Source organism: Finegoldia magna ATCC 29328, assembly GCF_000010185.1.
Lineage (GTDB): Bacteria > Bacillota > Clostridia > Tissierellales > Peptoniphilaceae > Finegoldia > Finegoldia magna_H.
Genome location: NC_010376.1, coordinates 37,009 through 52,672, shown reverse-complemented (window position 1 = coordinate 52,672; position 15,664 = coordinate 37,009). Strand labels below are relative to the sequence as shown.

At 34.1% G+C, this 15,664-nt stretch carries 12 protein-coding genes; 2 read left to right on the top strand and 10 right to left on the bottom strand.

Annotated features, from left to right (window positions below; translation table 11 throughout):
* Positions 1 to 55 precede the first annotated feature (55 nt).
* The 8 genes from FMG_RS00240 to FMG_RS00205 form a co-directional block, all read right to left on the bottom strand.
* Complete coding sequence (locus FMG_RS00240; RefSeq protein WP_012290132.1) at positions 56 to 958, bottom strand: Fic family protein; 903 nt, start codon at positions 956 to 958, stop codon at positions 56 to 58.
* A 142-nt stretch (positions 959 to 1,100) separates the two neighbouring features.
* Positions 1,101 to 1,460: a desulfoferrodoxin family protein gene (locus FMG_RS00235; protein ID WP_002835885.1), complete on the bottom strand. Its 360-nt coding sequence runs from the start codon at positions 1,458 to 1,460 to the stop codon at positions 1,101 to 1,103.
* 55 nt (positions 1,461 to 1,515) lie between these two features.
* Positions 1,516 to 2,817, bottom strand: a complete 1,302-nt coding sequence (locus FMG_RS00230) for an MFS transporter (protein WP_012290131.1) — start codon at positions 2,815 to 2,817, stop codon at positions 1,516 to 1,518.
* Positions 2,817 to 3,488, bottom strand: coding sequence for a hypothetical protein (locus tag FMG_RS00225; protein ID WP_012290130.1), 672 nt, complete (start codon positions 3,486 to 3,488; stop codon positions 2,817 to 2,819). The genes FMG_RS00230 and FMG_RS00225 overlap by 1 nt, the downstream gene beginning before the upstream one ends.
* Positions 3,478 to 4,230 carry a hypothetical protein gene (locus tag FMG_RS00220; protein ID WP_012290129.1) on the bottom strand — a complete coding sequence of 251 codons (753 nt, stop codon included), beginning with the start codon at positions 4,228 to 4,230 and terminating at the stop codon, positions 3,478 to 3,480. The genes FMG_RS00225 and FMG_RS00220 overlap by 11 nt, the downstream gene beginning before the upstream one ends.
* Positions 4,223 to 5,107, bottom strand: a complete 885-nt coding sequence (locus FMG_RS00215; protein ID WP_012290128.1) for an ABC transporter ATP-binding protein — start codon at positions 5,105 to 5,107, stop codon at positions 4,223 to 4,225. The genes FMG_RS00220 and FMG_RS00215 overlap by 8 nt, the downstream gene beginning before the upstream one ends.
* A 50-nt stretch (positions 5,108 to 5,157) precedes the next feature.
* A complete protein-coding gene (gene pepF, locus FMG_RS00210) occupies positions 5,158 to 6,954 on the bottom strand; it encodes an oligoendopeptidase F (RefSeq protein WP_012290127.1) in 1,797 nt (598 codons plus the stop codon).
* Positions 6,954 to 8,186 carry an aminopeptidase gene (locus FMG_RS00205; protein WP_012290126.1) on the bottom strand — a complete coding sequence of 411 codons (1,233 nt, stop codon included), beginning with the start codon at positions 8,184 to 8,186 and terminating at the stop codon, positions 6,954 to 6,956. Before FMG_RS00205 ends, pepF begins: the two co-directional genes overlap by 1 nt.
* A 161-nt stretch (positions 8,187 to 8,347) precedes the next feature.
* Between FMG_RS00205 and FMG_RS00200 the strand changes: the two genes are divergently transcribed.
* Both FMG_RS00200 and FMG_RS00195 read left to right on the top strand, forming a co-directional pair.
* On the top strand, positions 8,348 to 8,998 hold the full coding sequence (locus tag FMG_RS00200; RefSeq protein WP_012290125.1) for an HAD family hydrolase: 651 nt from the start codon (positions 8,348 to 8,350) through the stop codon (positions 8,996 to 8,998).
* An 8-nt stretch (positions 8,999 to 9,006) separates the two neighbouring features.
* Positions 9,007 to 9,459, top strand: coding sequence for a COG2426 family protein (locus FMG_RS00195; protein ID WP_012290124.1), 453 nt, complete (start codon positions 9,007 to 9,009; stop codon positions 9,457 to 9,459).
* 34 nt (positions 9,460 to 9,493) lie between these two features.
* Here FMG_RS00195 and FMG_RS00190 read toward each other — a convergent pair whose 3' ends face one another.
* Positions 9,494 to 10,669, bottom strand: coding sequence for an MSCRAMM family protein (locus tag FMG_RS00190; protein ID WP_012290123.1), 1,176 nt, complete (start codon positions 10,667 to 10,669; stop codon positions 9,494 to 9,496).
* 96 nt (positions 10,670 to 10,765) lie between these two features.
* Positions 10,766 to 15,430 (bottom strand): cell wall-binding repeat-containing protein, encoded by a 4,665-nt coding sequence (locus tag FMG_RS09690; protein ID WP_012290122.1) that lies wholly within the window; start codon positions 15,428 to 15,430, stop codon positions 10,766 to 10,768.
* Between the last annotated feature and the right edge of the window lie 234 nt (positions 15,431 to 15,664).

The window sequence follows — 15,664 nt, the reverse complement described above, 5'->3', positions numbered from 1 at the left end:
TAATTTTTTGCAATAAATTTTTCCACGAAAAAAGGACTCCATCAAAGAGTCCTCATTAATTATTTCCATCACTTAAAATATCCAAATAATGTTGCAATCTTTCATTTAAATACTTTGAAAACAAATTCTCCATTGTCTTTGTGCTGTGCTTTTCATGATAATCATCAAAAGCTTTGTAGTAAGTCAATCTATCTTTGAATTTAATATCAATTGGTGGATATCCTGCCTTCATCAATTCCAAATTCACCAGAAGCCTACCAGTTCTGCCATTTCCATCTATAAATGGATGTATGCTCTCAAACTCAATGTGAAAACGCGCGAGTTTTGAAACAATATGTTCAGTATTTTTCTTATAATTGTGCATAAGTTCGTTCATTTTCGGCTCAATCAAATACGGTTGAACAGGTTCATTGGTAGCGCCCATAATTTTTACTGGAACTCTACGGTACACGCCACGGTCTTGTATTTTGTCCGATAATACCAAATAATGAATTTGCTTAATCACATTTTCATTCAAATCCGCCTCTTTTTCCACAAGCTCTCTTACAAAATCAAAAGCCTCCTTGTGACCTATAACTTCCAAGTGATCTTTCAAAGGTTTCTTATCAATCGTAAGTCCTTTTAAAACCAAATCAGTCTCTCTCAAAGTCAAAGTATTTCCTTCAATCGCATTTGAATTATAAGTGTATTCAACTGCAAATTCTTCGTTCAATCTGGCTACTTCCCCTTCAGTCAAACGCCTTTTCTTATCCAACTCTTGTTTTTTTAAATCAATTTGAGAAAGCAAGCTGTTCGTTGATTTGTATCGGCTGTCGGAAGGTTTTTGTGCATCAATCGGTATCTTCCATAGTCTTCCATCTTGAAAAGCTCCATCAATTTTGCCTTGAGCACACAACGCTCTCACTCTTCTATCTGAAATTTTCCATTTTTCTGCAACTTGTTTTACAGTTAAATACACACATATCCCTCCAATCTTTATTTAATTATATATTCTTATCGGAATAATAACAACCTTATCGGAATAATACACTTGCATTTATCGGAATGATAGATTCTCCCAAGAAAAAAAGAGCCCCTTTAAGAGCTCTCATTATATCAACCTATTTTACTTCTTCAGCGCTTTCCCATAAACCATGGATATTGCAATAACTTAATGCGAATACTTTACCTGGTTTAGTAGATTTTACATAAGCGTGAGCGTGTGGTTTAGTGAATACTTCGCCTTCACCATGAGCTGCTGCTTGGTAAGATGCTACTTCTACTGGGAATTTTTCTCCTTCTGGTTGGAAGAATACTTTAATCCATGCAATGTGGTGTTCGAATGTGTTTGGGTGTTCGATTTCTTCACCTACGATTGCGCATACTTTAAATCCGTCATCTTTTTTATCAATATGAATTACTGGAACGTGTTTTTCTGCTTTCCAATCTCCAGATTGAACTGTTTCTGTTAATTTAGCCATTATATTACCCCCTATAAAATTTCTTACAGATTATTTATACCCCAATTACACTAAACTAATCATTAATTACATCTGGGTTTAATTCTTCAAGTCGGTTAATATTTTTATTCAAAAGCATCATAACGCAAATGATAAGAAGAATAGTTCCACAAATCACAAATAACAGCCCAATTCCTCTGCCATTTCCCACTCCAATGATTTTTGCGATGAAAGTGTCAGATAATTTGCCGCCTTTTATCAAGAGTGGGTTGAACACATTATCCGCCAAAAAACCAGCCAAAATAATCGCTATAGGAGTGATAATCTTCATCAGACAATCGACCAATGAACCAACTCTTCCAAGCATTTTAGTTTCTATTTTCAACTGCATCAGTGAACCGAAAGTTCCATTCGCATAAGGAGTAGGAATCATAAATAAGAAAAATCCCACAGCAATCACAACCCAACTGTAATTTATTCCCATAACAACCAAACCAATTGAGCAAATTATTAAACTAAGGAAAATCGATCTTACCTTGTTTTTTTCGCTTGGAATTGCTCCCGAAATTACTCCACCTAACACCATCGCAATTCCCGACACAGAGTTTACAAGTCCGTATATTTTCGTATCGAAATTACTCATTACCAACGGACCAACCAAAACCATAGCTATATTTGCCACAAAATTCAATATTGAAAACACGACTATTATTTGTATAAATCCTTGCTTTTGTTTCAACACTTCAAAAGCTATTTTCAAATCACTTACAATTGTCTTGGTAAAATTAGATTCCTTAACTTCTTCGATTTCTTGCTCGATTTTTTGTGGTAAAATCGTCAAAATAGCGACGAAGAAAGTTACAAAATCAATCGCAAATAATCCCGTAAGTCCTATAAATGGAAATAACGCACCTGCAATCAACGGCGCAAGCATATTTTGAATTGCTCTGATAAGTTGCATAAAACCATTTGCGCGTGGAATATCCTTCTTTTCAACCAAAAGTGGAATTGTCGCATTAAATGCAGGATTTTGAAATGTTCCTAAAGTTTGCGACAAAAATGTCAATGGATACACCATCCACACTTTCATACTTCCCGTCGCAAGTAAAATCATAAGTATAACTTTAAGTACAGCATCAAGTGAATCGGTTAACACTATAATATGTTTTCGTTGTTTTCTGTCTGCCATTGATCCTGCAAATGGCGCAAATATAATTCCCGGTAAAATTTGTACTAAAAACGTCATCGCAAAAGTCGTGGCACTTTTTGTCATCATGAAAATCCACAACGATAATCCAAATGATGAAATTCCCGACCCAAGCATAGACACAAATTGCCCAAACCATACCACCATAAATTTTTTAAATTTTTCGTTCATTAGAATCCCCTATATTGTAATTTCATCCTTGCTTTTTTCATAAAATGATAAGACACTGCATATAAAAGTATCAAATTCAACACAATTTTCTTCATATCCGCTTGATTTCCCACAATTATTTTTCTGATTTCTTGTGTTATTGTGAGTTTGTAGCCAAATATCAAAAACGCTGTTGTGATAAATCCAGTAAATGATGCGACACGTTCGTAAATAAATGTGAGTGCCATGAATAAGAAGAACACGCCATACATTAGAATTAATGAAAAGATTATCGCTAGTATTAAATTAGGCTTGAATTGTATTATCCCATTTAATCCATTTCCCGATAATGTAATCACAATCGCAAATAAAATCGCCGCTTTTACTAACCACACAATGCTTCTTTTGAAATAAATCATCGTGATGCTGGTTCTAGATGAAATCATATTAATCAGCCCGTCGCTTTTGATTTCAAATTCTATGGATTTAACGAGTTCAAATAATACTGTTTGCAACAAATACCATATCAAAAAATACGTGAACGATTCGTTGTTCCAATTGTCCGTTGATTTTAGCATAAATGAAACGCCTGCAAGCATGATAATATCCGATATTAGCTTTGAGAAAAATTCTATCTTATAGTTTTTGTTTTCATCGATGTATTTTCGTAATTCTCCGTATTTATATCCCATACAAATTACCTCTTTTCATGCTTTTTTGAATGTTTTTGTCGTATGAAATCTTGACCAAAACGGACAATACAACAGCTTGTATCAAAAGTTGTACTATCAAATCATATCTCACATTATTCAGTTGTAATTGTGTGAAGATTGTACGTGCATTGTTAAATGGGAATATTATTTTATTAATAAATAAAAGCAATTTATTGTTGACTTTTACTGTAATATCTCCGAAAAACAACATATATGTTTCTGCCAAGGCGACAAAACTTCCAAGTCTTTTATATAATAATGTGAAGCTTGATAAGAAAGTGCCCAATTGATAAAGTATGAACACAGACACAACCATCACTAAAATCATTATAGGAATGTGGTTGAATTTCGAATAATCAAAGTCTACTGATACAAATATCAGTGTGAATATCACGATTACTTTTATCGTATTCATCAAACATTCCACTAAATTTCTGTACAAAACAACAGATAGTATCCCCGTTTTTGATTGGACAATTAATATCAGTGTTCTGTCTGTTATTTCGTTTTGTATCAAAAATGTTGGTGATTCAATCGCATAAGTCGCATAATACCACAATATCATCATCAAAAACACGATTTCTTTTTCTTTTACAAACAGTCCATCTATGATGAAAAGTGACATCAAAAGCACTGCGATGTTTGCAAATATGACGTTGAATTTATATTTTTTGATTTCTGAGAAATCTCTGTTAAATTCCAATAACAATTTACTAAACATTTGAAATCACCCTGAAATACACATCTTCTGCCGTCAAAGATTCTTTTCTCATGCTTATGATGTCACAGTTTTTAAGTAGAAATTCCTTCTCAGCTTCATCGTAAACCGACAATATAATTGAATTGTCGGTAAATTCGTATTTCGTTTTCTTCAAATTATCTAGTAGATTTCTGTCGGTGTTTTCTATTTCAATGATGTCTTTTTGTAAATCTTTTGAATCAAACAACTGTTTGGATGGTTTATCCAGTACAATTTTCCCTTCATTTATTAGAATTAATCTGGAGTTGATGTTTTTCATAAATGATAGGTCGTGACTTGTGAAGATGACTGTCTTTTGGTCTTCAACTGCTATTTTGTGTAGGAAATTCAACAAAATATTCATGCTATTGATATCCAAACCATTGGTAGGTTCATCTAAGCAAATTATGTCGGGATTGGTTAGAAGTGTCACTATGAGCGAAAGTTTTTGACGATTTCCTTGCGATAATTCTGATACTTTTTTGTCTTTGAATTCTGTAAAATCGAGTTTGCTCATCAAATTATGCACTTCATCTTCATTGTAATTAACGTGGTTTAGTCCGAGAAAATACATGATGTTTTCAGTGGCTGTTAAATAATCGTAATATCCTCCACCACTTTCAAGTACAAGTTTGGTGTGTTCTCTGATTTTAGAATTTTTGTTGGATATATTATCAACACTGCATTCTCCTTGATCTTGGTACAATAATCCACACAAAATCTTGATTAGTGTGCTTTTCCCTGAGCCGTTTTTCCCTATAATTGAAACTATTTCGCCCTTTTCTATTTGTAAATTCTCAACGTCAAGTACAGTATTTCCGTCGAATGATTTTTTAATATTATTAAATTGTATATACATTTGTTGCCTCTTATCTATGTAAAATGGCACCCATTACAGTGCCATTTATATTATTTGTCGTATTTTTCGATGTCATCGATTACTTTGCCGATGTATTCTATGGTGTCTTTGAGTGGTTTATCTGTTGTGATGTCTACTCCTGCAGCTTTTGCGATTCCCACAGAATCTTCTGTAGAGCCTAATGCCAATGCTTTGAGCCATCTGTCTGCTGCTGGTTTTCCTTCTTCTACAATCATTTTGGATACTTGTGTCCCGATTGTTAGTCCTGCGGAGTATGTGTATGGATACAATCCCATGTAGTAGTGAGGTTGTCTCATCCATGTTAATTCCGATCCTTCGTTGATTTCAACGTCTTCTCCCCAGAATTTTTGTAGTGTTTCTTTGAAGATTCTTGACAAATCATCGGCTGTGAATCCTTCTTTTTTATCGATTAGTTTGTACACTTCTCTTTGGTAGTATCCTTCGATGAAGTGTGTGACGAAGTTGTGGAAGTAGGTTCTAGAGATTATTTGTCCCGACAAGTATCTTCTTTCTTGGTCAGTTGTTGCTTTTTCTAACAAGTATCTGCTCATGATGAGTTCGTTTGTTGTGGATGGTGATTCCACGAAATACATTGATGGGTCGTTGTCCAACACGTTTTGTGTTTTTTGTGAGATGTAGGATTGTCCTGCATGTCCCAATTCGTGCGACAATACGATGGCTTCTGTTAGTTTGCCAGTCCAAGATATCAACACGTATGGGTGTGCCAAGAATGGCGATGCGCAGAATGCTCCTGTTGATTTTCCGAATGTGTTTACGAAATCAATCCATTTTTCGTCAAATGCACGATCGAGCATTTTGGAATAATCTTCTCCTAGGATTGATAGACCGTCTTTTAGTAAATTCCTTGCATCTTCAACTGAAATGTTTTTAGAGAATGAGTTTTCCACATCTAGCTTCAAGTCCATGAATGTAACTTGGTCCAAATCGTATTCTTTTTTGATGATTTGGGCGTATTTTCTCATGTGTTTCGGAAGTTCTTGCATGATTACATCTAGTTGTCTGTCGTACAATTCACGAGAGATGTTTTGTCTGTCCAACAAGAAATCTATCACTGAATCGTATCCTCTTAGTTCACTTTCTGCCTTTTCTGCTTGGCAATGTGACAGATAAATCATCGCTGTTGTGTTTTTGTATTTTGCAAGTTCGTTGTAGAACACTTCGTATGATTTTCTTCTCAAATCTGTGTCAGGGTCGTTGTCGTAAACTCCTTCGAACAAATTGTAAGTCATTTCGTATTTTTTGCCATTTACTTCGAAATCAGGGAATGTGATGTCGTGAATTTTCGTTGTGTTGTAGATTTCGTAGAATGAGCTAAATGTTTGCGAGAATTTGCTTATAGCATTTTCCACTTCTTTGGATAAGATGTGTTCTTTTTTCTTCAACAAATCGTCGATGTATCTTGTATTGTTGGTGTCGTTTTTCACTTCTTCAAGTGTTTGTTCGTCAACTTGTACGAGTTCTGTTTCAAAAAAGCTCATTTTGTTTTCGATATCTGCGATTTTTGTGAATGTAGCCATGGCTCTTTTTTGGGACTTTTCGTTGTGGCCGTCTGCTTCCACATCAAGTGATGCGTAGTGTGCGATGCGGTCGATATTAGCCACGATATCTCTGTAATCGTCCATTGCGTTTTTAATGATGTCTGCTGATTTGAGTTTGTTTTCGTAATTTTTCTTGAAATCATCCGCCATCAAATCAATTGTCTTCACTGCTTTTTCGAATTCTTCTTCTGTTTTATATAGTGCCGATAAATCCCACATGTATTGTGGGTCTGCTTCTTCTCTTTTGCAATATTTTAGTATATCCATTAGATTGCCCAGTTTCCTTCCTTAAATACTTCTATTTCTTTGCCGTCTGCTGTAGTTCCAACTATTCTCATGTCTTTTGATCCAACCATGAAATCCACGTGAATCAATGAATCATTGATTCCATTTTCCTTCAATTCATCATCTGTCATGTCCACTCCTCCTTCTACACAAGTTGGGTAAGCTTGGCCAAATGCAAGGTGACATGATGCGTTTTCGTCGTACAATGTTTTGATGAATGTGACGTTTGATTTAGAAATTGGTGATTCGTAAGGAACAAGTGCCACTTCTCCCAAGTATTTTCCATTTTCGTCAGTGTCGAACATATTCTTCAAAGTTTCCTTGCCAACTTCTGCATCGAAGTCCACAACTTTTCCATTTTTAAATTCAAATCTCATCTTGTCGATTGTGTTGCCACCGTAATTCAATGGTTTGGTGCTGTAAACAACGCCGTTTACCTTGTCTTTGTGAGGTGCTGTGAACACTTCTTCTGTTGGAATGTTTGGAACAAAAACATTTCCGTAATTATCTGTAGATTGTGCAGCCATCCACACGTGTCCTTTTGGAAGTTCGATTGTCAAATCAGTTCCCAATGAGTTTGTGTAGTGAAGCTTCACGAATTGGTGTTTGTTCATAAACTCTGCGTGTTTGTCCATTGTGTCCAAATGTTCATCCCACGCTTTGATTGGATCTTCTGTATCAGAACGTGTTGCCTTGAAGATTTGATCCCACAATTTTTCTACAGCTTCTTCTTCTGAAAGTTCTGGGAATACTCTCTTCGCCCAGCCAACACTTGGAGCTGCGACAACACACCAGCTGTTGATGTCATTCATTGTGTATTTTTGAATTGGTTTCATCTTTTCAGCAAAAACCTTGGATCTCATTTGAACTCTGTCGGCATCCACGCCCTTCAAATTTTCAGGATCTTGGCAAGATACAGATATCACACCTGCCTTTTTTTCAAAATAGTATTTGGATTTTTCTACGATAAAATCTGGAACGTCCTTCAACGCTTCTTCTGATGCGTTTTCGTAGTACATTCTGTTGATTTCATCGTCATTCCACTCCATGATAACTTCGCTTGCGCCTTTTTCGTAAGCGTATTTTACCAAAAGTCTTGCAAAATCAGCTCTCTCAACTGCGCAACGAATCACAAGCGGTCTATCGTTTGCATTGATTCCTTTTTCAATTATCAATCTTGCGTAATTGTTTAGTTTTTTATCAAAATTTTCCATTATATTCCTCCTTATATCACTAATAATATTATATGGTTTTCCCGATATTTTTTCAATTTTATGGAAATAAAATATTTGTTAAATACGTAAAAATACTTGTTTTTGATTGACTTTAAGCTGTTCTTATACTAAAATCTAGTTATATATGAAAGGATGAATTTATGATTAAATACGCAATTTTTGATATGGATGGAACTTTAATCAACTCCATGTACAAATGGAACCGAGTTATCTTGGATTACATTGACGATTTGGGAATAAAACCTGATGATGATTTTATCAAGAAGATCAAAACCAAAACACTTTTGACATCTATTGATTACATTCACGAAACTTTTGATATTAAAAAAACCACAGACGATGGTTTGAATTTTATATATTACACAATTAGAAACGGATATATGAACGAATTTGATTTGAAGCCGGGCGTTGTGGATATGCTCGAAAAGCTAAAATCTATGGGTATTAAAATGTGCGTTGCAACTGCAACAGAAGACCATTTGGCAATTCCTGCTCTTGAAAAACAAGGGATATTGGATTATTTTGAATTCGTGCAAACTTGTAAATCCGTAGGTTACCACAAATACGAAAACGAGTATTGGAATAATGCTCTTGAAAAATTAGGCTCTAATGTTGACAACACAATTGTATTTGAAGATGCATTGTACTGCATCGATACGGTTGACAAGATGGGATTTAAAGTCGTGGGAATTACTGACGAATCCACTGTCAATGATTACGATGTGATTGATGAAAAAGTCGAGCAACACATCGAATCATACGATGAATTGGACTACGATTTGTTCAAATAGGAGATGGAATGAGTAAAATAATTTACATGTTCATATTGTCCATGCTTCCTGTCTTGGAAATCAGAGGGTCGATGATTTACGCACTTGCAAACAACATCAACCCAGCACTTGCATTCTTCTTGTCTGTGATTGGCAACATCTTGCCGATACCATTTTTGATTTTGTTGACACAAAAAGTACTACAATGGTTGGATACAATCGACACTTTCAAACCATTTGTGGATTGGATTAACAAAAAAGCACAAGAAAAAAGCAAAACAATCGACAAGTACGGAAGATTGGGGCTATATATTTTGGTGGCAATCCCACTTCCTGGAACAGGCGCTTGGACTGGCGCATTGGTGGCATCATTTTTGGGATTGAGTCCTAAAAAAAGCATGCTTCCAATAACACTTGGAGTTATCACAGCGGGAACTATCGTGATGCTTTCAACAATGGGTGTGTTGAATGTAATTAAATAATGACAATCAAAAAAAGACCTTCGTAGGTCTTTTTTTAGATTTCTCTTTTTTGTTTGTTCAAATACAAATACGCCAACACTATTATTCCCAACGAGAATAAAATCATCATTCTTTCGTCTTTGCTTCCTGATTCTGGGAGTTTTTCATCGACGTGTTCCTTCTTTTCTACCACAAGTGATTTCTTGGATAAATCAGATTGCGACAATACTACATCGAACTCACGAACTTGTCCTTCTATCAAATGAACTGCGCCGACTCCATTTTCTGTCAATCTATCTTCATTATTCACTGTAAGCACGTAATTTCCAGGAAACAAATTGTCGAACACAACTTTTCCTTCTTCGTTCGTGTACTGGAATGCATACATATCTGTTCTTCTGTCTTTTAATGAAACGAGGACTTTTTCTTGTGGTTTGTCTGCTTTTTTCACGTTGATTATAAGTGCTGATTCGAACTCTTTTTTCATTTTTTCGTTTATTTGTGAACTGTAGATTGATTCTTCGGAGTTCGGATTAATTTCGATGTCATCTATCTTGAAATTGTCATGTTCTTCAAAATATTCGCTCATTTTGTCGACATACACTTCGTATTTGCCAGTATCTTCCACTTCAAAATGCGCATATCCGAACACATCTGTTTTTGAGATGTATTTTTTATTTCCAGATTGTAATCTGACTTCTATTTCTTTGAGGGCAATGCCGTATTTATCAGTAATCCTATAGGTTACCTTGTAGGTCTTATCCTTGTCTTCCTTGGTCTTTCCAAATATAGTCTTGGTATTCACGACATTGTTTTCGAGTGTGATGACATCTTCATCGAAGAAATATCCCGACGGAGCAGACACGATTTTTATCGTGTGTTCAGTAGGAGCAAGCCCACGAAATTGGATTTCTCCTTTCTCGTTGGTTTGGTTCTCACGAGATTTCCCCGTCTCGACATCCGTCACAATTAGCTCTACCTTTGGTATAGGTCTGCTTTTTTTATCCAAGACTGTGATTTTGAATGTAGCGTTGTTTTCGTCGAGCACTTGTTTTACGGCAAATGACAAGTTCGCTTTGAAATTTTGCATTATTTTCTTGCTGACACTATCGTTTTGATGTCTATTTGGATTTATTATATTGTCTATCTTATCTATTTCAGATGCATTGGTGATTTGCGGTATCATCATTATCACCACTAGAACGAATAGTATTTTCTTCAAAATTTTCATAACACTTCTCCTATTTAATAATATATCACAAAAGAAGCGTGTTTTCTTGTATTTGCATAAAAAAATCGCACGATATTATCGTGCGACTTTTCTACTCTATTTAATCAATTCTTTTACAACTGATTCATCTATTGAGTTTTCTCCACCAAATACATTAACTTTTTCAAATTTTGAGTCTTTGATAGCTTGTTTTGTGCTTTCTGGTACTTCGTTTGATTCTGCTAATAATATTGGGCAATCAATGGAGCCTATTACTAAGCTGTCTGCAAAGTTTGTTCCGTTTGCGATGTTAACTTCTGATCTATCTTTGAAGCCGTATTCGTAAATTTTCTTTGCTGTTTCGTAACGGTTTGCTCCGGCAATTCTTGTAGCGTTTGGTAGTTTGTTTGCTACTTCTTTGGAGATTGTCTTTTCTCCTCCTACAATTATTGCTTTATTGATTTGTTTCAATACTTCTTGTGTTGCTTTTGGTATGTTGTTTGGTTGTACAAGTAGTATTGGCATGTTGTTTTTGTTTGCTAGTGGTGCTACTGTCAATGCGTCTGCGAATGTTTCTCCGCTTGCGATGACCGCTTGTGTTGTTCCTGTGCGTTTGATTATTTCTTGTGCAATCTTAGCGCTTGTTTCGTATCTGTCAGATCCAGCTATTGTTTGTACGTTGTATTTTGATAGGCTGTTTTTAGCTTCATCTACTGATTGTTCTCCACCTATTACAACTACATTTTTTGCTCCTAATCTCTTGATTTCTTGTGCTACTACTGAGTCTAATTGATCTTTTTTAACTAGCAAGATTGGTGCTTTTAATGCTTTTGATAATGCTGATGCTGATAAGCTGTCTGCGAATTTTTCGTAGTTTGCTATGATTACTGTTTCAGCAGATTTGTAGTATTTCTTGGATACTTCTACTGCTGTGTTGATTCTGTCAACTCCTGCAACTCTTGTTGTTTCTTTTGTTGTTTCTTTTGTTGTTTGAGCTGGTGTTGGTGTTCCAGGTACACTTGGTGTTGGTGTTGGTGTTGGTGCTGGTGTTGGTGTTGGTGCTGGTGTTGGTGCTGGTGTTGGTGTCACTGTGCCAGGTTGATCTGGATCTTTGTCGCCAGGTTTGTCACCAGGTTGATCTGGATCTTTGTCACCAGGTTTGTCGCCAGGTTTTTCTGGCTTTGCTGGATCTTCTTTGCCAGGTTTTTCTGGTTTTGCTGGGTCTTCCTTGCCTGGTTTTTCTGGTTTTGTTGGATCTTCCTTGCCTGGTTTTTCTGGTTTTGTTGGATCTTCTTTGCCTGGTTTGTCGCCTGGTTTTTCTTCACCTGGTGTTGTTCCCTCACCTGGTTTTTTGGAATCATCTTTCTTTACTAATATTTTTGCAGTTACTTTGAAATCGCTAATATTTTCAATTTTTTTGTCAGATTCTAATACACCTTCAATAATATAATCTCCTTCTTTTTGTTCATATAATGGTGTAGATTTTGTCCATTTAATTCCAATTTCATTTTCTACTTCTTGAACAACTGGTTTGTCAACAGAAGGTGCGTACATATCTAATCTTTTATCTGTTTCATTGATTATTCTTCCCACAAAATATTTTTCTTCTATGGATTTTCCATAATCAAATGTCTTTTCAGTTACATTTCCTTCTTTGTTCAAGCTATATTCTAACTTTAATTTATCGTCTTTTATCGTTACTTTTATTGTTTCGTTGATTATTTTTCCACTAACTGAAGGTTTTAATGTGTAAGTGCTTGCATTTTTTAATCCCGAAAACTCAGCTATGCCATCTTTTGTATTGGCTGAAAGCTCTTGATTCCATATTAGTGATGGTTTAAGTTTTACTACTGTTCCGTCAACAACTGGCTTATTGCTATTATCCAATATCTTGAATTTTAATTTTTTATCCTTATATCCTAGATTGCTTGTTTCTTTTTTATTGGCAACTTCCTTTTTAACCAATACACTCGTTTTTTTCGGCAATTCTTTTATTACATCTTCATACTTAGGAGCATCTTTTAACTTATACTCTTTTGTTACAAGCAATCTAACTCTGGTATTTCCCCATGGTTGTTGAATTATTGTGTATTTTGCATCGTCTTGTTCTTTTTGCGGAACTTGTTGTTCTTCTATTTCTTGATTATCACTACCAAATACAACAATATTTGGGTTTAGCTTTTTAAATTCTGATTGTGGAATTTTATTGTTAGTTAATGTAATTTTTTCTAATTTTTTCAATTTAGTTAAAGGTGTCAATTCGCTTATATTATGGCTTGAAAAACTCAATTCTTTTAGTTCCACCATATTTTCTATTGGTTTTAGTGAATTAATTTTTGGTGTTTCCTTGTCCGTAACATAATTATATCTAAATTGATTGCTAATATCTAAGAATCTTAGATTAGTCAAATCTTTTAACGCTTCAATATTGTCAATATTATTGTATGCAACACTCAGATACCTTAATTCTTTTAACGATTTTAATGGACTTAAATCTGAAACGTTAGTTGAGTTAGCGTGTAGCGATCTTAGTTTAGTTTTATCCGCGAAATTAGCTAAACTTCCCAATGAAGTTCCGTGTACATCGGCTTGTTCAAGATTTTTCAAATTTTTCAAGAAATCAAAGTTTTTAACTTCGTAGTTATTTCTTATATCCAAGTATCTGATTTTTGTTAAGTCTTTTAATGGGCTCAAATCTTTAATAGGTTGATTTACCAATGAAATCCATTCTAAATTAGATGCGTATTCTAGCCCTTTAATAGATTTGATTTGTACCTTTATTTCACTAGTATTATGACAAGTGCATTCTTCAGGAGAAAGATAAATAAGATGTTTCATCATTTCTGCTGTAACGCCTTGTGTATCATCTCCTTTTCTGTGATAAAGTGCATTTATTGTTTTTCTTAAATTTGCATCTTCTACTACATTTTCTCCATTAAACAATTTTTCTTCATTGTTTTTTATATACTCATTGTCAATGTCTAATGAGTGTTCTGGCATAACTGCACTCCAGTCATTATAAGATTCATCTTTTTTCTTTTCTTGTTTTATGGTCACTTTTGCGGTTACCTTAAAGTCATTGATATTGTCAATTTTTTTGTCAGATTTTAAAGTTCCTTCAAAGACGTAAGTTCCTTCTTTTTGTTCGTATGCTGGTGTGGAATTGTTCCATTCAATATTAAGACTTTCAGTAATTTCCTCAGATTTGTTTGCATCTTCTTTGACTTCGTATGGTTCTAATCTCTTAGCTGAAGGGTCAATTATCCTTCCAACAAAATATTTGCTGTCAATTTTATCCCCATAATCAAAGTTTTTTTCTGTAATATTACCAGCATTATTTAATGAATAACTTTCTTTTAATTTGCCTTTTTTTACAGTAAATTGTAGCTTTTCATTGATTTCTTTTGTAGCTGGTTTTAAAGTGTATGTTGTTCCATCAACTAATTTTTTAAATACGGCAATTCCTTTTTCAGTCTTTGCAGTTAAAAATGGGTAAATAGCTTGAAAAACTGTCGTTAATTTTACTTCAGTTCCATCAACAACAGGCTTATTTTTGTCATCGAGTATCAACAGTTTCAATTCCCCATCTTTGAATCCAAGATTTTCTAGCGAGTTATCTTCTTTTGAATTTGATTGGATTTTCGCTTTTATTGTTTTTGGTAAGGCGTTCTTTAATTCCTCCAATTTTGGCGCATCTTTGTGTTCATAACTTTTTTCAAAAATTTGTTGAGTTGATTCTGGTTTATCATTTAGACTTATGATTTTTAACATTGAATCTTCTGGTTTGCTTTCTGGTTCTGTAGTTTTTTTAACTTCTTGAGGTTGCTTACCTAATATTTCTATATCTGAATTTAGTTTTTTAAATTCAGAGTCTTTGATTTTGTTATTTGTCAATGTCACTTTTTTTAATTTAGTTAACTTTGTCAATGGTGTGAGGTCTGATACATTGTGACTTGAAAATGCCAACTCGCTAAGTTCTGCTAATCCTTCCAATGGTTTTAATGAATCTATCATTGGTCTTTCAACGCCAGCAATATAATCAAATCTATTTTGATTGCTTATATCTAAGAATCTTAGATTAGTCAAATCTTTTAGCGCTTCAATATTGTCAATTTTGTTGAATGACAAGTTCAAATATCTAAGTTCTTTTAAGTCTTTGAGAGGTTTCAAATCCGAAATTTTACAAGATTGCAAATTTAAACTCCTCAATTTAGACTTTCCAACAAAATTAGATAAGTCTACGTGATATACCTCATGCATATCAACTTGTTCCAAGTTATTTAATTTTTTTAGAAATTCAAAATCTTTTACTTTATCATTGTTTCTTATGTCAAGAAGTCTGATTTTAGTTAAGTCTTTTAATGGGCTCAAATCTTCGATTGGCTGATTTACCAATGATGCCCATTCCAAATTTGTCGCATATTCAATTCCCTTTAATGATTTTACTTGAAAATCCTTTTCACCAGGATTGTGTGCTACGCATTTTTCTGGAGAAAGTTCAATTATATGTTTCATCATTTCTGCTGTAACATCTAATTTTTTTAAATCCCCTTTTCTTTTGTACATATAATTGACAGCTTCCCTTAAATTAGGGTCTTCAACTACATTTTCCCCATTAAATAATTCATCCTTGTGAGAATCAATATAAGATTGGTCAACATCTAATAGTTTAGTCGGTAGCTTTGCATTCCAATCGTTATATCCTTCTTCTGCTGCTATTGCCATTACAGATGTATTAAAAACCATCAGAAAAGCAATAATAATAGATAAAATTTTTCTCATATTCTCTCCTTTATTTTTTATTATAAACCACTAAATTTATACTTCTTGTGGTATTATTAATTCGATTCAATATTTTCTATAAATATATAATAAATTTATTCTAAAATATTCCTTAATATTTTAACATTAACAATTATTATTTTATATTAATCATTTATTGTAATTTTAAATAAATTACCAAAAAAACAATACATTTTTGTTTAATAAATGTATAAGTTTTTTAAATAACTACGA

What these genes read in the sequence shown, in the direction of transcription:
- FMG_RS00235 (WP_002835885.1), bottom strand. Translation starts at nt 1,460, where the DNA reads ATGGCTAAATTAACAGAAACAGTTCAATCTGGAGATTGGAAAGCAGAA.
- FMG_RS00230 (WP_012290131.1), bottom strand. Translation starts at nt 2,817, where the DNA reads ATGAACGAAAAATTTAAAAAATTTATGGTGGTATGGTTTGGGCAATTT.
- FMG_RS00225 (WP_012290130.1), bottom strand. Translation starts at nt 3,488, where the DNA reads ATGGGATATAAATACGGAGAATTACGAAAATACATCGATGAAAACAAA.
- FMG_RS00220 (WP_012290129.1), bottom strand. Translation starts at nt 4,230, where the DNA reads ATGTTTAGTAAATTGTTATTGGAATTTAACAGAGATTTCTCAGAAATC.
- FMG_RS00215 (WP_012290128.1), bottom strand. Translation starts at nt 5,107, where the DNA reads ATGTATATACAATTTAATAATATTAAAAAATCATTCGACGGAAATACT.
- pepF (WP_012290127.1), bottom strand. Translation starts at nt 6,954, where the DNA reads ATGGATATACTAAAATATTGCAAAAGAGAAGAAGCAGACCCACAATAC.
- FMG_RS00205 (WP_012290126.1), bottom strand. Translation starts at nt 8,186, where the DNA reads ATGGAAAATTTTGATAAAAAACTAAACAATTACGCAAGATTGATAATT.
- FMG_RS00200 (WP_012290125.1), top strand. Translation starts at nt 8,348, where the DNA reads ATGATTAAATACGCAATTTTTGATATGGATGGAACTTTAATCAACTCC.
- FMG_RS00195 (WP_012290124.1), top strand. Translation starts at nt 9,007, where the DNA reads ATGAGTAAAATAATTTACATGTTCATATTGTCCATGCTTCCTGTCTTG.
- FMG_RS00190 (WP_012290123.1), bottom strand. Translation starts at nt 10,669, where the DNA reads ATGAAAATTTTGAAGAAAATACTATTCGTTCTAGTGGTGATAATGATG.
- FMG_RS09690 (WP_012290122.1), bottom strand. Translation starts at nt 15,430, where the DNA reads ATGAGAAAAATTTTATCTATTATTATTGCTTTTCTGATGGTTTTTAAT.